This is a genomic window from Deinococcus planocerae (assembly GCF_002869765.1).
GTDB lineage: Bacteria > Deinococcota > Deinococci > Deinococcales > Deinococcaceae > Deinococcus > Deinococcus planocerae.
The window spans coordinates 16,315-36,274 of record NZ_PNOR01000038.1; the positions used below are offsets into that span (position 1 = coordinate 16,315).

At 72.2% G+C, this 19,960-nt stretch carries 18 protein-coding genes; 7 read left to right on the plus strand and 11 right to left on the minus strand.

The window, feature by feature from the left end; translation table 11 throughout:
- Positions 1-41 precede the first annotated feature (41 nt).
- The gene (locus A7B18_RS17610) at positions 42-1,259 is read left to right on the plus strand and encodes an erythromycin esterase family protein (RefSeq protein ID WP_102128005.1); all 1,218 of its coding nucleotides are present in this window, start codon (positions 42-44) and stop codon (positions 1,257-1,259) included.
- Positions 1,260-1,335: 76 nt separating this feature from the next.
- On the opposite strand, the gene A7B18_RS17615 is transcribed toward A7B18_RS17610, so the two are convergent.
- From A7B18_RS17615 to A7B18_RS17640, 6 genes are all read right to left on the minus strand, one after another.
- Positions 1,336-2,028: a hypothetical protein gene (locus A7B18_RS17615; RefSeq protein WP_102128006.1), complete on the minus strand. Its 693-nt coding sequence runs from the start codon at positions 2,026-2,028 to the stop codon at positions 1,336-1,338.
- A gap of 71 nt (positions 2,029-2,099) precedes the next feature.
- Positions 2,100-3,128 (minus strand): Gfo/Idh/MocA family protein, encoded by a 1,029-nt coding sequence (locus A7B18_RS17620; RefSeq protein ID WP_102128007.1) that lies wholly within the window; start codon positions 3,126-3,128, stop codon positions 2,100-2,102.
- Positions 3,125-3,886: a ThuA domain-containing protein gene (locus A7B18_RS17625; RefSeq protein ID WP_102128008.1), complete on the minus strand. Its 762-nt coding sequence runs from the start codon at positions 3,884-3,886 to the stop codon at positions 3,125-3,127. The genes A7B18_RS17620 and A7B18_RS17625 overlap by 4 nt, the downstream gene beginning before the upstream one ends.
- 198 nt (positions 3,887-4,084) lie before the next feature.
- Positions 4,085-5,347, minus strand: coding sequence for an ABC transporter substrate-binding protein (locus A7B18_RS17630; protein WP_102128009.1), 1,263 nt, complete (start codon positions 5,345-5,347; stop codon positions 4,085-4,087).
- Positions 5,348-5,464: 117 nt separating this feature from the next.
- Positions 5,465-7,162 (minus strand): glycoside hydrolase family 13 protein, encoded by a 1,698-nt coding sequence (locus A7B18_RS17635; RefSeq protein WP_102128010.1) that lies wholly within the window; start codon positions 7,160-7,162, stop codon positions 5,465-5,467.
- 49 nt (positions 7,163-7,211) lie between these two features.
- Positions 7,212-8,219 (minus strand): LacI family DNA-binding transcriptional regulator, encoded by a 1,008-nt coding sequence (locus A7B18_RS17640; RefSeq protein ID WP_102128011.1) that lies wholly within the window; start codon positions 8,217-8,219, stop codon positions 7,212-7,214.
- Positions 8,220-8,316: 97 nt separating this feature from the next.
- On the opposite strand from A7B18_RS17640, the gene A7B18_RS17645 reads away from it, so the two are divergent.
- From A7B18_RS17645 to A7B18_RS17670, 6 genes are read left to right on the plus strand one after another with little or no spacing between them, the layout of a single operon-like run.
- Entirely contained in the window at positions 8,317-9,267 is a 951-nt protein-coding gene (locus A7B18_RS17645) for an ABC transporter substrate-binding protein (RefSeq protein WP_102128024.1), read from the plus strand.
- 40 nt (positions 9,268-9,307) lie between these two features.
- Positions 9,308-10,279 carry a sucrase ferredoxin gene (locus A7B18_RS17650; protein ID WP_245872949.1) on the plus strand — a complete coding sequence of 324 codons (972 nt, stop codon included), beginning with the start codon at positions 9,308-9,310 and terminating at the stop codon, positions 10,277-10,279.
- Entirely contained in the window at positions 10,276-11,253 is a 978-nt protein-coding gene (locus A7B18_RS17655; protein WP_102128012.1) for a FecCD family ABC transporter permease, read from the plus strand. The genes A7B18_RS17650 and A7B18_RS17655 overlap by 4 nt, the downstream gene beginning before the upstream one ends.
- Before the next feature lie 18 nt (positions 11,254-11,271).
- Complete coding sequence (locus A7B18_RS17660) at positions 11,272-12,195, plus strand: ABC transporter substrate-binding protein (protein ID WP_102128013.1); 924 nt, start codon at positions 11,272-11,274, stop codon at positions 12,193-12,195.
- Entirely contained in the window at positions 12,195-13,205 is a 1,011-nt protein-coding gene (locus A7B18_RS17665) for a FecCD family ABC transporter permease (RefSeq protein WP_180970221.1), read from the plus strand. Before A7B18_RS17660 ends, A7B18_RS17665 begins: the two co-directional genes overlap by 1 nt.
- The gene (locus A7B18_RS17670; RefSeq protein ID WP_102128015.1) at positions 13,202-14,014 is read left to right on the plus strand and encodes an ABC transporter ATP-binding protein; all 813 of its coding nucleotides are present in this window, start codon (positions 13,202-13,204) and stop codon (positions 14,012-14,014) included. The genes A7B18_RS17665 and A7B18_RS17670 overlap by 4 nt, the downstream gene beginning before the upstream one ends.
- A gap of 139 nt (positions 14,015-14,153) precedes the next feature.
- Here the strand turns inward: A7B18_RS17670 and A7B18_RS17675 are convergent, their stop codons facing one another.
- The 5 genes from A7B18_RS17675 to A7B18_RS17695 all read right to left on the minus strand — a co-directional run.
- Positions 14,154-14,621 carry a CBS domain-containing protein gene (locus A7B18_RS17675; protein ID WP_102128016.1) on the minus strand — a complete coding sequence of 156 codons (468 nt, stop codon included), beginning with the start codon at positions 14,619-14,621 and terminating at the stop codon, positions 14,154-14,156.
- Positions 14,622-14,665: 44 nt separating this feature from the next.
- Positions 14,666-15,160 carry a universal stress protein gene (locus A7B18_RS17680; protein ID WP_102128017.1) on the minus strand — a complete coding sequence of 165 codons (495 nt, stop codon included), beginning with the start codon at positions 15,158-15,160 and terminating at the stop codon, positions 14,666-14,668.
- A gap of 103 nt (positions 15,161-15,263) precedes the next feature.
- Complete coding sequence (locus tag A7B18_RS17685; RefSeq protein WP_102128018.1) at positions 15,264-18,098, minus strand: cation-translocating P-type ATPase; 2,835 nt, start codon at positions 18,096-18,098, stop codon at positions 15,264-15,266.
- Between the two features lie 18 nt (positions 18,099-18,116).
- Positions 18,117-19,040, minus strand: coding sequence for a TerC family protein (locus tag A7B18_RS17690; protein WP_180970219.1), 924 nt, complete (start codon positions 19,038-19,040; stop codon positions 18,117-18,119).
- A gap of 35 nt (positions 19,041-19,075) precedes the next feature.
- Positions 19,076-19,960: universal stress protein (locus A7B18_RS17695; RefSeq protein ID WP_102128020.1), on the minus strand; the 885-nt coding region annotated here is incomplete at its 5' end.

Sequence of the window (19,960 nt, forward strand, 5' to 3'; positions counted from 1 at the left end):
GGGGGCCAGAGCGGGCGCGCCCTGTGGCAAAGGAGCCCTCCATGCCAGACCACCCCCCATCTCTACGGCGCTGGGACCTGACCGAGCCCCACACCGCGCTCACCGCTTTTCTGGGCACCCTGCCCGCCCCGCCTCAGCTCCTCGCCCTGGGGGAGCCCACCCACGGCCTCGACGCCTTCCCTGCCTGGCGCAACCGCCTCTTCCGCGCGCTGGTCGAGCGTCACGGATTCCGGTCCATCGCCATTGAGAGTGACATCATCGCTGGCCTGCGGGTGAATGCCCACGTCGCGTCGGGTCACGGCACCCTGGATGAGGCTCTGGAGACGGGATTCAGCCACGGCTTCGGCGCGGTGAGGGCCAACTGGGAACTGGTCGAGTGGATGAGCGCCTTCAACGCCGGGCGTGAACCAGGAGACCGCCTACACTTCTACGGCTTCGATGCACCTCTGGAGAATCTATGGGCCGCCAGCCCCCGCGCCAGCCTGCTCGCCCTGCACGCCTTCCTGGGCGCGCATCTGGAAGACCTCCCCGTGAACAGGGCCACCCTGGAACACCTCTGCGGCGACGACGCTCCCTGGGTCAATCCGGAGGCGGCCCTGGACCCCACAAGGTCCATCGGCAACGGCGGCGAGGCGCGGCACTTACGGCGGCTGGCCGACGACCTCTCCACCCTCCTGCGAACCGAGACGCCGGGACTGGCCGCCTACCCCGGGTTCTGGGAGGCGAGGCTGCACGCCCGCACCGCGACGGGCCTGCTGCGTTACCACGCGGTGATCGCCGACCCCGGGTCCACCCGCGTGTCGCGCATGCTGGCCCTGCGTGACCTGATGATGGCCGACAACCTCGGCGCCGTCGCCGGGCGTGAACGCGGGCGCGGGCCGACCCTCGTGTTCGCCCACAACGCCCACCTGCAACGCCAGGTCAGCGCGATGAAGATGGGGGGAACGCGCCTGAAGTGGTGGAGTGCCGGGGCGCAGGTCAGCACCCGCCTCGGCAACCGGTACGCCTTCATCGCGGGTGACCTGGGGACGGCGCCGCAAAGGGGCATCGGGGAACCGGCCCCGGACACGCTGGCGGGCGCCCTGATGGACCTTTCCGGCCCGGCCACCCTGTTCGCCTCCCGGGAGCTGAGCGCCGCGCTCCCACAAGCTCTCGTCAGGAGAACGGACCTTCCCCCTCAGGCTGGGTCCTTTCCTATCGCGGCACGGGACCTGACTCTCACGGACGGCGTGCTCTTCGTGAAGGACGCAGCGGGCTGAGCGGGTCAGGTCTCCCGTGACCGTCGGTACTCTCGAGAACGGTCGCGTTCAGCGAAATTGGCTCACCCAGTCTCCGTCACGGGCTCGGCCCCCCCGCGCCCTGCGGCACGAGGCCCGCCTCCACGATGCCGAACTCCTGCACCCGGCCCCGGGAGTCGAGCCCGAAGATCAGCGTCCAGCCCTCTCGCGGGCCGCGCTCGAAGGTGGCCGTGCGGGTGTAGTAGGTCAGGCCACCTCCCCGCGTCACCCGCTCGCCGAGCACCCGCGTCTCGGCCCCGTAGGCTTCCAGGCCGCTGCGGCGGTACGCCCGGAAGTCGGCGAAGTCGCGCCAGTCGGCGCGCACGGCGGGCAGGAATGCCGCCCACACCTCCTCCAGCCGCTCGCTGTACAGCAGCCCGGTCAGCTCCCGGCCCCGGGCGAGGGGGTCGAGCGTGGGCGCGGGGGCTGGAGTGGGCGGCGCCGCGACCGCTGGGGCCTGCGGCGAGACGGGCCGCGCGGGAACGACCGGCGGCTCGGCGGGCACCGGCGCCGGAGTGGCCTGGACGGGCGCCGGGGGAGGGGAGGGCGCCGCGTCCGGGGGGGTGGGGGCGGGGTGGGGCGGGGCGTTCGGTGCCTCCCGTACCGGGGCGGGGGCCGCCGCGACCACCGTTCCTGGGGAGGCCTCGGCGGCGGCGGGCCGCACGAGCAGGCTCTGGGCTCCATACAAGACGGCGGGCGTCAGCACGACCAGCGCCGCGCCGACGAACAGGCCCTCCTCCGTGCGATTCATCCCCACCTCCGTGATGGGCCCCGTTATAGGTCAGGCCGGGAGAGGAAAATGCGACCCGGTACCGCTCGGCCCTACAGCTCCACGGGGAGGCCGCTGCGCGCGCTCTCGTAGCCGCCGAGCACCAGCCGCACGCTCTCTCGCCCGTCCTCGCCGGTGCAGATCACGGGCCTTCCCTCACGCACCGACGCGACGAAGTGCCCTACGCTGCGGACGTGCGCGTTCCCCGGGTTCGCCGCGTCGTACCACGTCTCGTCGCCCTCGCCCCAGCCTCCGAAGTCGAAGGTCCGGTGGAGGTGGCGCAGCCGCGGCTTGCCGAGCCGGTTGCTGCACTCCAGCGCCCCCGCCGTGCCGTACACCGCGAAGCTCTCCTCCCACCCGGTCGCGGTCCACGCGGTCTCCACGCTCGCCAGCGCCCCGCTTTCGAACTCCAGGTTGGCGACGGCGGTGTCCTCCACCTCGATGTCGAACTTTAGCGTGTTCATGCGGGCGAACACGGCGCGCACCTCGCCCCCCAGGTAACGCGCGAGGTCCATCAGATGACAGCCGTTGTCGAGCAGGGTGCCGCCGCCGCTCGCCGCCAGGCTCCCAAAAGCCCCCCGCACCTCGGGCGCCCCGCCCCAGTCGTGGGCCTGCCGCAGCCGCATGAAGGTCACCCGCCCGATCCGCCCCTCGTCGATGAGGCGCTTGGCCGTCTCCACCAGCGGGTTCGAGCGCAGGTGGTGGTTCGTCTGGAGGACCACCCCCGCCTCCCGCGCCGCCGTGATCATCGCGTCGCAGGCGGCGAGGTCCAGAGAGAGTGGCTTCTCGCACAGGACGTGGATGCCCCGCCCCAGGGCGGCGAGCGCGGCGGGCGCGTGGAAGGCGTTCGGCGTGCAGATGCTCACCGCCTGGATGGCCTCGCGCTCGAGCATCGCCTCGAAGTCCGCGTAGCCGCGCGCCTGCCACTCCTCCTCGCGCCTCAGGCGGGTCGCCTCGCTGGGGTCGGCGAAGGCCACCACGTTCGCCCCCGCCAGCCGGTAGCCCTCGTAATGCCGCGACGAGATCGCCCCCGCCCCGATGATGCCGACGTTCAGGACCTGGGTCCCCGGGAGCTGGGTCATGCGCCCTCTCCCGCCCGCTCGGGCAGCCCACGTTCGGGCAACACTTCGAGGGGCCGACGGTTCCCGAAGGCGCGGGGGGCACTCGCCGTCGGCGCCGCCCAACGCGCCCCGTTGGCGATCACCCGCAGCACGCCCTCGTGGTGGTAGGTCGGGTAGGTCTCGTGCCCGGGCCGGAAGTAGAAGATCTTCCCGCTCCCGCGCGTGAAGGTGCAGCCCGACCGGAAGACCTCGCCCCCGGTGAACCAGCTCACGAAGATCAGCTCGTCGGGCGCGGGAATGTCGAAGTGCTCGCCGTACATCTCCTCGGCGGGCAGTTCCAGGTATTCGCCGACGCCCTGCGCGATGGGGTGCGCGGGGTTGACGACCCACAGCCGCTCCTTGTCGGTCGCCTCGCGCCACTTCAGGTCGCAGCTCGTGCCCATCAGCCGCTTGAAGGGCTTGCTGAAGTGCCCCGAGTGCAGCACGATGAGGCCCATCCCGTCCCACACCCGGTCCACCACCCGGTCCACCACCTCGTCCTGTACGGCCCCGTGCGCCTTGTGCCCCCACCAGACGAGCACGTCGGTGGAGTCCAGCACCTCCCGGGTCAGGCCGTGCTCGGGCTCGTCGAGGGTGGCGGTGCGGACCTCCCCGAGACCCTGGGCGCGCAAGCCCTCGGCGATGGCCCCGTGGATGCCCCCCGGATAGATTGCCCGGACGGCGGGATTCTCGTGCTCGTGGCGAAACTCGTTCCAGATGGTGACGCGTGGCTGGGTCATGGGAGTCGTCCTTGCGGGAAGTGGGGGCGGGGAGTGGGAGTAGAGGGGCGAAGAAAGGCCGCAGCGAGTCTAAACGACGTTGCCCACGGGGGCGAGTTCCCCGGACGCACGGAGCCGCTGGGCCAGGTGCCCGCGCGGCGAAAAAGCGGAAGAAAGGCAGACCGGCTGGCCTGCCCTTCCCGCGTTGCCGGGGTGAGCCTACCAGCCGCGCCCCTTGATGCGGGCGAGTTCGGTGGAGAGTTGGGTGACCGCCGCCTGCCCCGTGGCCTTGCGGTTAAGCACGCTGCTGGCGGCGTTGGCAAAGGCCTGCGAGACCTGATTGTATTTCCCCTTGGTCGGGCCCGAGGGGCGGGCCACGGCGTTCGTGAACACGCCCAGCAGGCTCCCGAAGAAGGGGTTGGCCTTCAGGACCTCGGGGTCCTTGTAGAGCGCTTGCAGGGTGGGGTTGAAGGAGGCGCCCGGCACGGTGGCGCGAATCTTCTGCTCCTGCGGGCCGGTGAGGTAACGGATCAGGTCGATGGCCGCCGCCTGGTTCTTCGAGTAGCCGTTCACGCCGAGGTTCCAGCCGCCGAGGGTGGCGGCGGCCCTGCCCCCCGGCCCGGCGGGCAGGGCCGCCACGCCGATCTTGCCCCTCACCCGGGAGTCGGCGCTTTGCCCGAGCGCCCAGGCGTACGGCCAGTTGCGCATAAAGGCGGCGTTGCCGGACTGGAAGACGCCGCGTGCCTGCTCCTCGTCGTACGCGATCACCCCGGCGGGAGTGATGTCACGAATCCAGCTCGCGGCAGTACCCAGCGCCTGGGCGGCCCTGGGGTTGTTGACGGTGATCTTGCCGCTGTCGTCGACGATGGTGCCGCCCCCGAAGGCGGCGACCCACTCCAGCGCGTTGCAGGTCAGGCTCTCTCCGTTGCGGCCCTGGAAGACGAACCCCGTGAAGGCCTTGCTCGTCTTGCGCTCGCCCGCCTGAATCTTCCTCGCCATGGTGACCAGTTCGGCCCAGGTCCTGGGAGGGGCGTTGTAGCCGTACTTCTTCAGGAGGTCCGTGCGGTAGTACAGCAGGCCCGCGTCCGTCCACCAGGGGACGGCGACAAGTTTGCCGTTCACGGTGTTCGCGTCGACGATGCCCTTGAAGTGCCCGCTGAGTTCAGAGGCGGGAACCTTGCCCTTCAGGTCCACGAGCTGGTCCGAGAGCAGGCCCGGCCACACGATGTCGAGCAGGTATACGTCGATGTCAGGGCTCTTGGCGGCGAGCTGTTGCTGGATCAGGCCGAGGTGGTCGGTGGAGTTGTTGGGACTCTCGAAGAACTTGGCCGTGTTGCCGGTCTTCTTGGCCCAGCGGTTCACGCCCTCCTTGCACAGGTCGTAGCCGGGGCCCGCCCCACAGTCGATGGTCACGGTGACGGCTCCCGCCTGGGCGGCGAGGGCGGCGGCGGTGAGGCTCGCGGTCAGAAGCAGCTTCTTCATGGTTCCTCCGGATGGGGAGAGAGGCGGGCGGAGCGGGACACTCGGCGGATTCCGGGCACGGGGCACCTCCTGCAAGACGTGGGCGGGAGCGTCACGAACCCCGGGGAGTGGGCTGGGTCAGGCGCTCACCTCCTCTCCCGGGGTGAGGTACACCCGCGCCTCGTAGGGGCGAAGGGTCAGGCACTGTTCCGGCCCCCCCGGCGCCGCGTAGTTCGCCAGGAGCAGCCGCGTGGAGGGCGAGGGGGGGGAGTCGAGCGGCCAGGCGAGCCTCACCGTCTCCCGGCTGAAGTTCAGCAGGACGAGGAGCTGTTCGCCCCCGGTCGTCCGCGTGTAGGCGTACACCGTGGGGTGGTCGGGCAGCAGGAGGTCGTACCGGCCCTCCACGATCACCGGGTACGTGCGCCGCAGCCGGATCAGGTCGCGGAGGTACCAGAAGACCGAGTTCGGGTCACGCAGCGCCGCCTCGACGTTGATCTCCGTGTGGTTGGGGTTGACGCCGATCCAGGGGATGCCCGTGGTGAAGCCCGCGTTGGGGGAGGCGTCCCACTGCATCGGCGTGCGGGCGTTGTCGCGGCCCTTGGCGTGGATCAGGGCGAGCGTCTCCTCCGGGGAGTGGCCGCCCTCGGTCACCCGCTCCCGGTAGAAGTTCAGGGTGTCCACGTCGCGGTAGGCCTCGATGGAAGGAAAGCGCACGTTCGTCATGCCGATCTCGTCGCCCTGGTAGACGTAGGGGGTGCCCTCCAGCGTGTGCAGGAAGGTGGCGAGGAGCTTGGCGGACGCCACGCGGTGCTCCCCGTCGTCCCCGAAGCGCGAGACCATCCGGGGCACGTCGTGGTTGGAGAGGTAGAGGCTGTTCCACCCCTGGCCGTGCAGGGCGCGCTGCCAGCGGGTCGTGACCTCCCGCAGCTCGGCGAGGCTCCACGGCACGTGCGTCCACCTCGGCGTGGGGTGCCCCGGGTCCTTGTCGAGCGCCATGTGGTCGAACTGGAAGATCATGCTCAGCACGCCCTGCGCCGCGTCCGTGTACGCGAGGCCGAGTTCGGGGCTGACCCCCGGCGTCTCCCCGACGGTGAGCACGTCGTACCCCGACAGGACCCGATCTTTCATCTCCCGCAGGTAGGCGAACAGGCGCGGCCCGTTGAGGAAGTGTTCCTCCGCGAGGGGGTGGTCGCCCCGCGCGGTCCCCTCGGGGAAGTCGGGCGCCTTGGAGAGCATGTTGATGGTGTCCATCCGAAAGCCGTCCACGCCCTTGTCGAGCCAGAAGCGCATCAGGTCGTGGACCTCCTCGCGCACCCGGGGGTTTTCCCAGTTCAGGTCGGGCTGCCGCTCGGAGAAGAGGTGGAGGAAATACTCGTCCGTCCGCGGGTCGTACTTCCACGCCGAGCCGCCGAAGTGCGAGCCCCAGTTGTTCGGTGGCCCGCCGCCTTTGCCCGGTCGCCAGAGGTAGAAGTCGCGGTAGGGGTTGTCCTTCGAGCGGCGCGACTCCACGAACCAGGGGTGCTCGTCCGAGGTGTGGTTCACCACGAGGTCCATCACCAGCCGCATCCCGCGCGCGTGCAATCCGGCGAGCAGGGCGTCGAAGTCCGCCATCGTGCCGAACTCGGGCTGGATGCCCCGGTAGTCACTGATGTCGTAGCCGCCGTCGTCGTTCGGGGACGGGTAGACTGGGCACAGCCAGATCACGTCCACCCCGAGCGTGTGCAGGTAGTCGAGCCTCGCCGTGATACCGCGCAGGTCGCCCACCCCGTCGCCGTCGGTGTCGAGGAAACTGCGGGGGTAGATCTGGTAGACGACGCTCTGTTTCCACCACGCCATGCGGGACTCCTTCTGTAAACGCTTACAGGTACGGGCAAAAAGGGCGGGCCTAGACCCTGCGCACGCTCTGCCGCTCCACGATGGTGGTGGGGAAGATCGCGTGCCCCCCGAGCGGTTGGACGCCCTGGATGTGATCGAGGAGCATCGTCGCCGCGCGGCGCCCCATGCCGTACAGGGGCTGACGCACGGTGGTCAGCGGCGGCAGGCTCATCTCGGCGAGGGGAAGGTCGTCGAAGCCCATGACGCTGAGGTCGTCGGGCACCCGCAACCCCCGCTTGAAGGCGGCGGACATGACCCCCAGGGCGAGCTCGTCGCTGCTGGCGAAGACGGCGGTGAGGCCCTGCGCCTGCCCCAGCAGGGCCGCGCCGCCCGTCTGCCCGTCCCGGAAGGCGAAGCCCCCCAGGCACAGCACCCGCCCCGGCTCCACCACGAGGCCGTGGTCGCGGTGCGCCTCGTGGAAGCCCGAAAGGCGGCTACTTTGCTCGGGCGTCTCGTGCGGGCCGCCGTAGAGCATCCCGATCCGCTCGTGGCCCTGGCCGATCAGGTACGAGGTCGCCGCGTAGGCGGCCTGGCGGTCGTCGCAGCGGATGGTGGGGGTCCCGGGCCGCGCGCTCTCGCCCGACAGGACGACGAGCGGGAGGCGCAGCCGCCCGATGAACTCCGCGTACTCGCCCCGCAGCACCTCGCTGGCGAAGATCAGGCCGTCCACCCGCTTCTCGGCGAGGAGTTGCAGGTATCCCAGCGTGCGCTCGTGGTCGCCGCCCGTCCGGCCCACGATCACGCTGAAGCCGCGCCCCTGCGCCGCGTCCTCCACCCCGCCGAGCACCGTGCCCGAGAACATGTCCGACACCTTGGGAAAGAGGATCGCCAGCGTCTTCGTCTGGGCGCTCATCAGGCTCCGGGCGACCGCGTTGGGCTTGTAGTTCAGCTCCTGCACGGCGCCGAGCACCGCGGCCCTCGTCTCCTCCGCCACCCAGTGCCTCCCGTTCAGGACCCGCGAAACCGTCGCGGTCGAGACGTTCGCACGCCTCGCCACGTCCCTAATCGTCGGTTCCATCGGTTCTCGAACTGTAAGCGTTTACAGGCGAGGGTGTCAAGCCAAGCCGCCACGGCTAATCTTGACTAAATAGATCGGATTAACGAGTATGTGGCCCATGAAGGCTCTCCTGACTTCCCTCGCCGCCCTGTCGCTCGCCGCCGCGTCGGCCCAAACCGTCACCCTGAAGCACGACGAGGGCACCGCGCAGGTGACGCGCGACCCCAAACGCCTCGTCGTGCTCGACGAGGGGGCGCTGGACATGATCTACGCCTTGGGGTTGGGCGACCGGGTGGTGGGGCTGGGGAGCGCGGTCACCGGGCCCGACGGGCTGACGGCGGGGGGCTTTCTCAAGCCCGAGGTGCTCAGGACCGGCTTCCTGGCGCGCGGCAAGCTGAATAACCCCCGCTTCGTGGGAGGTTGGACCTCGCCCAACTTGGAGACGATCCTCTCGCTGAAGCCCGACCTGATCGTGCGCTCGACCTGGGAGGGCAACCAGAATTACGACAGGCTCAGCCGCATCGCCCCCACCGCCGGGTTCCGCGAGGACGCCCCGGGCTTCTGGCAGGGGAGCCTGCGCAACCTCGCCCGCGTCTTCGGGCGGCAGGTGCAGGCCGAGCGGGTGATCAAGCAGGCCGCCGACACCAACCGCGCCAACGCCCGCAGGCTCGCGGCGGCGGGCGTGTTCAGGAAGTACCCCAAGGTCGTGGTCGTCTCGCCCTTCACGGGGGGCAGCACCTGGCTCTACAACGAGGTCCGCCTCATCGACGACCTGCGCGCGCTGGGATTCAAGGACGGCCTGAGGGCCCCCTCCACCACCCTGGGCGTCGGCGCCCAGATCAGCGACGAGGCTCTGCTGAACCTGGACAAGCAGACGCTGGTGGTCATCATGCCGCCCGCCGGGCAGTACAACGGCGGCGACGCCTTCCTGAAGTCGGCGGTCGGGCAGCGCCTGAGGGGTCAGAGCGTGGTCTACAACCTGGAGGCGAACAGCCCGTGGTCGGGCCCTCTCGTCTCCATCCGCAATAGCAACGACGTGACCCGCCTGATCCTGGAGGCGGTGAAGTGAGGAGGCTGGCAGGCGGGGCCCGCCCGGGGGTGACGGGGCGTTGAGTGAGCTGAAGACGCCCCCCGCCCGCCTTCCCCTGTGCGCGGACGCTTCCCGCGCCGCCGGGGAGGACCCCATCGGCACCGCCCCCCACTGGCAGGAGGTGACGGTCCTCGAACTGGGCGTGCCCGTGTGGGCGAGCCTGCGCAATGCCGAGGCCTGGACGAGCGAGCAGCGCGGCGTCTTCGAGGCCCTGCGCGGCAAGGTAGAGGCGAGCGGGGCGGGCTTCGGGTTGCTGATGGCCGCGCCGGAGCGATCCGGGGGGCCGTTGCGGGTCCGCCATCACGTGCGGGGGGCCGGAGGCTTCACCCGCCGCGACTACGAGTCCGACCTCCCCCAGACCGAGTGGGCGCGCGGGCTGACCGCCACCCTGCTGCATCCCGAAGGGCTCGTGGGCGGCGAGTGGGCCGAGGTCCCTGCTCCTTCCGGCTCCGACCACCACGTCTGCACGCACGGGACGGTGGACGCGGCCTGCGGCAAGTACGGGATGCCCGTCTACCACGGCCTGCGGCGGGAAGGGCACCGGGTCTGGCGCACCGGCCACTTCGGGGGCCACCGCTTCGCCGCGACGGCGGTGGAGTTGCCGTCCGGCCTCCTGTGGGCCCACCTGACGCCGGAGCTGGCGGGCCGAATCGCCCGGCGGGAGGTGCATCCGGCAGAGGTCGGGAAGCATCTGCGCGGCTTCGCGGGGTTGCCCGCCCCCGCCCAGGTGCTCGACCGGGAACTCCTCGCCCGCCACGGCTGGGACTGGCTGAACGCGGAGCGCACGGCCCGGGTGCAGACGGAGGAAGAAGGCATTCGGGTCACCCTGTCCTATACCTGGAACGGCGAGCGGGGCCACGCCAGCGCGCTCGTCCGGGAGGCCGAGCCCCTCCACCTCCCCGGGTCCAGCCACAGGGCCGACCTCGGCCCGGTGCGGCAGTACGCCGCCCCCGACGTGCAGATCGCTTACGGAGAGCCGAGCCCCGCTTGAGACGCCCCCTGACCTTCGCCCTCGCCGCCGCGCTCCTCGGCCTCGCCCTCCTCGCCTCGCTGGCGCTGGGGGCGAGCGAGATCGGCCTGGGGCGGGTCGCCCGCCTGCTCCTGTCCCCGGACGACGGCACCGACAGCCTCGTGATCCATACCCTGCGGCTGCCGCGCACGGTGGTGGCCGCGCTCGCCGGGGCGGGGCTCGGCGTGTCGGGCCTGCTCCTCCAGGGGGTGACGCGCAATCCCCTGGCCGACCCCGGCATCCTGGGGGTGGAGGCGGGCGGGGCCCTCGCCATCCTGGTCATGGTGGTGTTCTTTCCGGGGGCCCCCGCCGCCCTCTTCGTGCCCGCCGCCTTTCTGGGTGGGGCCCTCGCGGCGGCCCTCGCCTACGGGGTCGCGCGGCGGGTAGGGGTCACGCCGCTGCGACTCGCGCTCGCGGGCGTGGCGGTGGCGAGCCTCTTCGGAGCCGTCACCCGTGGCCTGCAAATCCTGTTCGAGGAACGCGCTCAGGGCGCCCTCTTCGCCCTCTCCGGCTCGGTGGCGGGCCGGACCTGGGCACAGGCGGCGCAGGTCGCCCCCTGGGTGGGGCTGGGTCTGCTGCTCTCCCTTCTCCTCACGCCCCGGCTCAACGTGCTCGCCCTCGGGGAGGACGTGGCCCGCGGCCTGGGCGCCCGCACCGAGCGCGACTCGGCCCTCGTGACGGTCCTCGGGGTGCTTCTCGCGGCGGCGTCGGTCAGCGTGGTCGGCCCGGTGGGCTTCGTGGGGCTGGTCATTCCCCACGCGGCGCGCGCCCTGATGGGACCGGACCACCGCCTTAGCCTGCCCCTCGCCGCCCTGCTGGGGGCCGCCTTCCTGATCCTTGCCGATATCGTCGCCCGCCTCATCGACCGCCCCGCCGAGACGTCCGTCGGCATCCTCGTCGCCGCCGCCGGGGCGCCCTTTTTCGTGCTCCTCGCGCGCCGGATTGGCCGCAGATAACCCAAGGAGAATCATCCTATGCAGAAGAAGCCGCTTTTCCTCGCCGCCCTCACCCTCGGCACCGCCGCCGCCGTCACCGTCAACCACGAGCGGGGCACGCTGAACCTGAGCCAGCCCGCCCGGCGAGTCGTCGCGCTGGAATACTCGTTCGTGGACACCCTCGTCGCGCTCGGCGTGAAGCCGGTCGGGGCGGCGCTGGGCACCGCGGGCGGCGACCGGGGCACGCCGCCCTACCTCAGAGATCGGGTGCAGGGCGTGACCGTCACGGGCAGCCGCGCCCAGCCCAGCTTCGAGACGATGGCCGCCGCCCGCCCCGACCTGATCCTCGCCGACGCCTTTGTCCACGGGAACGTCTACCCGCAACTCTCCAAACTCGCGCCCACCGCCGCCTTCCAGAGCCGCCGGGGCAGCCTCGACGACCTGAACGCCCAGACCCTCGCCATCGGTCGCCTCGTCGGGCGTGAGGGAGCGGCACGGCAACTCCTCGCGGACCAGAGGAGCCTCCTGGCGAAGGCGAGGGTGCTCGCCCGGAGGAACGCGCCCCCCTTCGTCGCGGCGGTCGCCACGCCCGGGAGCCTCACCGTCCACACGAGCGGGAGCTTCGTGGGCAGCTTCCTGGAGGACCTGGGGCGGAGGAACCAAGTCGCCGTGAAGGACGGGCAGACCCAGTACGAGATTTCCTTGGAGGGCCTCGTCGCCCTCAATCCGCAGACCCTCGTGCTCTTCACTGCCCCCGACGAGAGGCCCATCACCGAGACGTGGAAGACCAACCCCCTGTGGCAGAAGCTCGCCGCCGTGCAAAGGGGCCGGGTCTACGAGTTCAGCCGCGACAACTGGACCCGCGGACGCGGCCCCATCGCCCTGAAGCTGATGGTGGCCGAGACGATCCAGAGCCGCCTCCTTCAGGACGCCGCGCCCCCCACGGAGTTCGGGTACAGGTGATCTCCAGCCCGTACACCGCGCGCCGGGCCCTGCTCGTCGGGCTGCTCCTGGCCGGGCTGACCGGGCTCGCCTGTGTCCTCGCCCTGGGGCTCGGCGCGGTGAGGACGCCCGCCGCCGACGTGCTGCGGGTGCTGGCGGGTGGGGGAGACAGCCTGACCCGGCAACTGGTCCTCGACCTGCGGGTGCCGCGGGTCCTCGTCTCGCTGCTGTGTGGGGCGATGTTCGCGGCGTCGGGGGCGATCATGCAGGGCGTGATCCGCAACCCGCTCGCCTCGCCGGACCTGATCGGGGTGGGGGCGGGGGCGGGGCTGGCGGTCACCGTGTTCCTGCTCGCGTGGCCGGGGGCTCCGGTGGGGGGGCTGCCCTGGGCGGCGCTCGCGGGCGCGTGGGGGGGCTTCGGGCTGGTGCTCCTCCTCGCGCGGGAGTGGCGGGGGGTGAGCCTGAACAGCCTCCACCCCGTGCGGCTCGCCCTCGTCGGCGTGGCGGTGGCGGCGGCGCTGGGGGTGTGGCAGCAACTCGTCCTCGTGCGGGCCCCGGACGGGCTGGGTACGGCCCTCACGTTCCTGGCGGGCACGGTGTACGGGGCGGACGCGGACCGGGTGGCGCGGGTGCTGCCCTGGGCCCTGGTGCTGCTGCCCGCCGCCCTGCTGCTCTCCCGCACGCTCGACGTGCTGGGCCTCGGGGAAGACCTCGCCACCTCTCTCGGCACGCGGGTCGGCGCCGCGCGGCTGCTGTCTCTGGGCGTCGGCGTCGCGCTCGCCGGGGCCGCCGTCACGGGGGCGGGCATCCTGGGCTTCGTGGGCCTGCTCGCTCCCCACCTCGCGCGGCTGCTCGTGGGGGGGCGGCACGCGCGGCTCGTGCCTGTCTCCATGCTCCTCGGCGCCCTGCTCGTCCTGGCCGCCGATACCCTGGGGCGGACCCTGCTGCCGCCGGTCGAGGTTCCGGCGGGCGTCTTCACGACGCTCGTGGGGGCGCCATACTTCCTCTACCTGCTGAGGCGCAGCGCATGACCCAGACCCCCACCGTCCAGACTCCAGTTCCGCTTTCCACCCAGAATCTCAAGCTCGCCTACGGTCAGAGCGTGATCGTCCCCGACCTCGACCTGCGCGTGGCGGGCGGGAAGATCACGAGCATCATCGGGCCGAACGGCTGCGGCAAGAGCACCCTGCTGCGCGCCCTGGCCCGGCTGCTGCCCGCCGGGAGCGGCTCGATCAGCCTCTACGGTCAGGCCCTCCACGCCCTGCCCTCCCGCGAGGTGGCGCGGCGGCTGGCGATCCTGCCCCAGGGGCCGACCGCTCCCGAGGGCCTGAGCGTCGAGGACCTCGTGTGGTTCGGGCGCCACCCCCACCAGGGCCGCTTTCCCGTGCGGCGGGAGGAGGACCGCGAGGCGGTGGCGTGGGCCCTCGCCCAGACGGGCATGACCGTCTTCGCAGGGCGGCCCCTGGAGGCCCTCTCGGGCGGGCAGCGGCAGCGCGCGTGGATCGCCATGAGCCTCGCCCAGCAGACCGACATCCTGCTGCTCGACGAGCCGACGACCTACCTCGACCTCTCGCACCAGCTCGAAGTCCTGCACCTCGCCGGGCGCCTCAACCGCGACCAGGGCAAGACGGTCGTGATGGTCCTGCACGACCTCAACCAGGCGGTGCGCTACAGCGACGAGATCGTCGCCATGAAGGGGGGGCGGGTGTACGCCCAGGGCCGCCCGGGGGACCTGATGACGGCGGAGTTGCTGCGCGACGTATTCGGCCTCAAGGCCCACATCCTCGCCGACCCGGACACCGGCAGGCCACACGTGATCCCCTACGCGCTGACGCGGTAGGGAAGGGGCCCGCTCACCCTGCCCCGCCGGGTTGAAGCCCCGGGCGCTCAGGGCCTCCTGTCCGGCGCCCCCTCCACGTGCCCCGCGTCCTGCTCCTCGCGGCTGCGAACGTCCACGACCAGCGCCCGCCCCCCAGCGGTCAACGGCTGGACGTGGGGTCCGGCAGCCTTTCGCCCGCCTCCTCCCTGCCCAGCCCGCTCAGGCGCACGTACTCGCGCAGGACGTCGGTCACGGTGACGACGCCCACGACCTCGTGGCGGTCGTTGACCACGGGCAGGCCGCCGACCCGGTGCCGGAGCATGGTGTACGCCGCGTCGTGCAGGGGGGCGTCCTCGTCGGCGGTGAGGACCGAAGTCTTCATGACCTCGCGCAGGGTGAGCCGCGAGAGCGCCGACGTGATCTCCCAGATGCTCAGGGTGGTGGACGCCGACGGCATCGCCTCCTTGAGGTCGCGCTCGGTCACGATGCCGACGAGTCTCCCGCCCTCGACGACGGGCAGGCGGCGAATGCCCCGCGCCCCCAGCATCCGCACCGCCTCGGGCACGGTGGTGTCGGGGGGAGCGGTGACGGGCGGGTGACTCATCAGGTCCTTGACGGGGGTGGGCATGGCTTCCTCCTGGGCGTGGGCGGGGTCGGGGAGAGGGCGCCGGGTCACGAGCGGGCCTGGGACTGCCGGGTGGGGCGACCCTTCGCCACCTCGCCGGGACCGCGCACGAGGAGCACGGGTACGTGGACCCTTTTGAGCACCGCCTCGGCCACGCTGCCCAGCAACAGGTGCGCGAGCCCGCCGCGCCCGTGGGTGCTCATCACCACGAGGTCGGCGCCGCTCCTCCCCACCTCGTCCGCGATCACCTCCGCAACGGGCCGCCCGTCCGTCTCGCGGCACACCACCCGCGCCTCCGGGAAGTCGATGTCCCGGCGGGCCTCGTCGAGGAGCCGGGCGCCCTCCTCGATCAATCTCTCACGCTCCTCCGGATAGTCGTACACGTAGGCCGCCCCCTCGGCGAAAACCCCGAGCTGGGGCGGCGGCACCACGTACAGCAGGCTCAGCGTGGCCCCGTACTGGCGGGCGAGGTCGGCGGCGTGGGGCAGGGCGAGCCCACCGAGCGGGCTGCCGTCGGTCGTCACGAGGATGTGCTTGAACATACGTCCCTCCTGGGGGCGCGGCCCTGGGTGGGCTCCGGCGTGGGGGTGCGGGCGGGGGTCGGGCCGGGGGTGCGGCGGCATGGCGGGGCTCCTTTCGGCGGGTTCAGGCGTGGGCGGGGGCCGGGCGGCCCCGTCTCCGGCGGCGGGCGAGCCACTTCTCGATCTCCACCGCGACCAGGAGCGTGAAGCCCAGCCCGGCGGCGATCAGGAGGTCGGCGGCGGAGAGCGGCACGAGCCGCAGGAAGGTCGCCTGGAGCAGCGGCACGTACAGCACCGCGAGTTGCAGCCCCACGACGAGCAGGGTGAGGCCCACCAGCAGGCGGTTGGAAAAGAGCCCGATCCTCCAGACCGGCTCGGTGTTCGAGCGGATGGCGAGGGCCTGGAAGACCTGGAGGAAGGCCAGCGTGGTAAAGATCATCGTCTGCCACTGCGGCAGGTCCTGGCGGTAGTACCAGAAACCCACCCCCAGCGCCACCACCGTGATGTAGGCGCCCACCCACACCACGTGCCAGCCCATCCCGCCGCTGAAGATGCCCTCCTTCGGCGACTGGGGAGGACGGCCCATGACATTGCTCTCGGGCTTTTCCACGCCCATCGCCAGACCGAGCAGGCCGTCGGTCATCAGGTTGAGCCACAGCAGTTGCAGCGGCAGCAGGGCGACCGCCGAGCCCAGCGGAAGACCGGTCAAAGCGAAGGGCAGCGGCCACAGCAGCATCACGCCGACCTTGCCGACGTTGCCGGTGATGGCGAACTTCACGAAGCGGCGCAGGTTGTCGTAGATCGTGCGCCCCTCCTCGACCGACGCGACGATGGTGGCGAAGTTGTCGTCGCGCAGCACCATGTCCGCGGCCTCCTTGGACACGTCCGTCCCGGTGATCCCCATCGCCACGCCGATGTCGGCCTTTTTCAGGGCGGGCGCGTCGTTCACCCCGTCCCCGGTCATGGCGACGACCTGCCCGCGCGTCTGGAGCGCCTCCACGATCCGCAGCTTGTGCTCCGGGGACACCCGCGCGAAGACGTTCACGTCCGATGCGGCCCGCCCCAGGTCGGCGTCCGTCATGCGGGCGAGGTCCACCCCCGTGATCACCCGCTCGTCCGTGGAAATGCCGAGGTCGCGCGCGATGAAGCTCGCCGTGAGGGGATGATCCCCCGTGATCATGATGGGCCGGATGCCCGCCGCCCGGCAGCGCGCGACGGCCTCGCGGACCTCGGGGCGCGGCGGGTCGATCATGCCCACGAGGCCAAGGAATACGAGCCCCTGCTCCACCCCCTCGTCGGCGAGGGGCGCGTCCAGCAGGCGGAAGGCCACCCCGAGCACCCGCATCCCGTCGCGCGCCAGGGCGTCGTTTGCTCCCTCGATGCGGCGGCGCCACTCAGGGTCGAGGGGCCGCACGTCCGAGCCATCGAACACATGCGCCGACAGGCCGAGCAGCCCGTCCACCGCCCCCTTCGTGAGGGCCACGAAGCCGAGCCCCGGGTTCAGCCCGTCCCGCCCGAGCACCGCGCCGAGGCCGTCCGGCACCGTCCGCGCCCGCGCGTGCACCGTCGTCATCCGCTTGCGCTCGGAGTCGAAGGGCAGCTCCGCCACCCGGGGCAGGGCTGCCGTCAGCTCGCCTTGCGCCAGGCCCGCGTTCGCCGCCGCGACGAGGAGGGCCCCTTCCGTGGGGTCGCCCAGGGTGTCGAGGCGTCCCTCGTCGGAGGTCTTTACCGTTGCGTCGTTGCACAGCGCCGCCGCCGCGAGGGTGAGGCGCATCAGGGGTGAGGTGCCGAGTGAGACCTCGGGCCGGGCGTCCCCGCGCTCCAGGGCGGGCAGCCGGGCGTGCAGCGTCTGACTCAGGTCCACCCGCTCGCCCGCCACGTCGAGGACGGTGACGGTCATGCGGTTTTCCGTCAGGGTGCCCGTCTTGTCCGAGCAGATGGTGGTGACCGAGCCCAGCGTCTCGACGGCGGGCAGCTTGCGGATCAGGGCGCTCCGCCGCAGCATCTTCTGGGCACCCAGCGCGAGCGTGAAGGTCACGACGGCGGGCAGCCCCTCGGGCACGACGGCGACCGCCACGCTGATCGCGGTGAGCACCATGTCCTCGAAGGCCTCCCCGGCGGCCAACCCGACGAAGAGGATCAGGAGGGCGACGACCACCCCCGCCGCCGCGAGGCCCTTGCCCACCCGGTCGAGGCGGGCTTGCAGCGGCGTCATGCCGCCCTTCACGTCCTGAATCAGGGTGGCGATGCGCCCGAGCTGGGTGCGCATCCCCGTCTCGACGACGACCGCCGCCCCGCGCCCGTAGGTGACGGTGGTCCCCATGAAGCCGAGGTTGCGGCGGTCGCCCAGCGGCGCGTCCGCCCGGGTCAGCGCGGCGACCTCCTTCTCGACCGGCTCGGACTCCCCGGTCAGGGCCGCCTCCTGCACGCGCAGGTTGGCACTCTCCAGGAGGCGCACGTCGGCGGGCACGACGTTTCCGGCCTCCAGGGCGATCACGTCCCCGGGCACGAGGTCGCGGGCGCTGATCTCGCGCCACTCGCCGCCTCGCCGGGCGCGCACGACGGGCACGGCGAGGCGCCGCAGGGCGGCGATAGCCCGCTCCGCCCGGTACTCCTGAAGGAAGCCGAGCAGCGCGAAGAGCAGCACGATGGCGAGGATCGCCCCCGCCTCCAGCCACTTCTCCAGGAAGGCGGAGAGCCCCGCCGCCGCGAAGAGGATCAGGACCATCACCGCGGTGAGCTGCTCCCACAGAATCTTCCAGGGGCTCTTCACCCCGCGGTCGACGAGTTCGTTGGGCCCCAGCCGGGCCAGCCGTGCGCCCACCTCCGCCTCGCCCAGGCCGCGCTCGGGGTCGGTCGCCAGGGCGGCGAGGGTGGCCCCGGCCTCCAGGGTGTGCCAGGGGGGCTCGGCGTCGGCGGGAGCGGGGGAGAGGGGCGCCTTCAGGGGCCGGGTGGTCATGGGGGCTCTCCTTGGGGGTCAGGGGGCGGCGCCCGACGGGGACGCGCCCCGGCGCAGCGACACGAGGGCCGCGACGAGGAGCAGGGCCACGTACACGGCGAGGTAGAGGGCGGTGGGCATCGTCCAGACGGGCGTGAGGACGAGCTTGACGCCCGCGAAGATCACGCCGAGGGCCACCCCGAGGGGGACGTAGGTCAGGCGCTCGGTGAGCCCCGCGAGCAGGAAATAGAGGCTGCGAAAGCTCAGCAGGGCGAGGGCGTTCGCGGCGAAGAGCAGGAACTCGTCGGTGGTGATGGCGAGGACCGCAGGAATCACGTCGAGCGCGAACACCACGTCCGTCACCTCGATGAGGACGAGCGCGAGCAGGAGGGGAGTGGAGCGCCACGCCCGGCCCCGCCGCACCAGGAAGCGTTCGCCCTCCCCGGCCTCCTCGACGCGCAGGGTCCGCCAGAGAAACCGCTTGAACGGACGCAGGTCGAGGACGTGCGAGCCCCGCGCCCCACTCAGCCTGCGCACGCCGACGAGGATGAGCAGCGCCCCGAAGGTGGGGAGCAGCCACCCGAACCCCTCGACCGCCTGGATGCCGAGCAGGGTGAGCGCCCCGCGCGCCACCAGGGCGCCGAGCACGCCCCACAGCACCACCCGGGCCTGAAGCTCGCGCGGGACACCCAGCAGGTTGAACACGGCGGCGAAGACGAAGATGCTCTCGACGGGCAGCAGCTTGAGGTACGCGCCCACGAAGTCGCCCGCCCGCTCCGGGGACTCGAAGCGCCACAGCGCGGCGGCGAACACCAGCGTGAGCGTCGTCCACCCCAGCGTCCGCAGCAGGGCGTGGCGCGACCGCAGGGGACCGCGCCGCAGCGCGAGGAGGTCGAGCACGAAGAGCGCGCCCAGCCCCGCCGCGAAGAGCAGCCACACCCACAACCCGAGTTCCAACGCCACGCCTCCTTCCGCCGTGTCCCGCGCCCCAGGCGGCCTCAGCCGCCCAGCGTCCCGGACCGCCCCAGGGGGGCCGCGGGCCGCTCCGCCGCGTGCGGGGTCAGGGGCACGAGCAAGACGGGGAGCCCGGTCGAGCGCATCACCCGCGACGACACGCTGCCGAGCAGCCAGCGGTCAAACCCCGTGCGGTTGTGGGTGCCCACCACGATCAGGTCGGCCTGAACGTCCCCCGCCGCCTGGGCGACCGCGCGCCCGAAGGGATGCCCCCGGGCCTCGTACAGCAGCGGGGTCAGGGGCGCGCCGGGCACCCGCCGCTGCGCCTCCTCGAGCACGTGCCGCCCGCCGCGCCGCACGGCCTGACGCACCGTGTCCCAGTCGGCGGCCCGCGTCCGGGGGCTTCCCACCGTGAGGAAGGACTCGATCACGTGCAGCACGTGGAGCCTGGCCCCCAGCGCCCGGGTGAGCCCCGACCCCTGCGCGAGGGCCGCCCAGCCGCTCGCCTCCCCGTCGACCGCCACGAGCACCCGCCGGAAGAGGGCGAAACTCCCGCCCGGAGGCCACCCGGGCAGCTCCTCGGGAAGGCGCTCCGGGTGGACCACCCACGCCTCGGGCGCGGCGTCCCCGCGCAGGAGGAGCACCGGGCGGGTCGAGAGGTGCGTGACGCGCTCGGCCACGCTGCCGAGCAGCCCGGCGGGGGCGCCGTGGCGACCGTGGGTGCCCATCACGACGGCGCTCTGCCCGAGCCCGGCAGCCGCCCGCGCGATGGCGTCGGCCACGGGCCCCTCGGCCTCCTGGGGGGCGGCGGCCACCCCGGCGCGGCCCGCCTCGCGCACCCAGAAGTCGAGCAGGGCGCGGCCATAGGCCCGGGCCTCCTCACGCGCCGCGGGGGCATGCACGCGGGTCTCGGGCACGTGCAGGAAGGG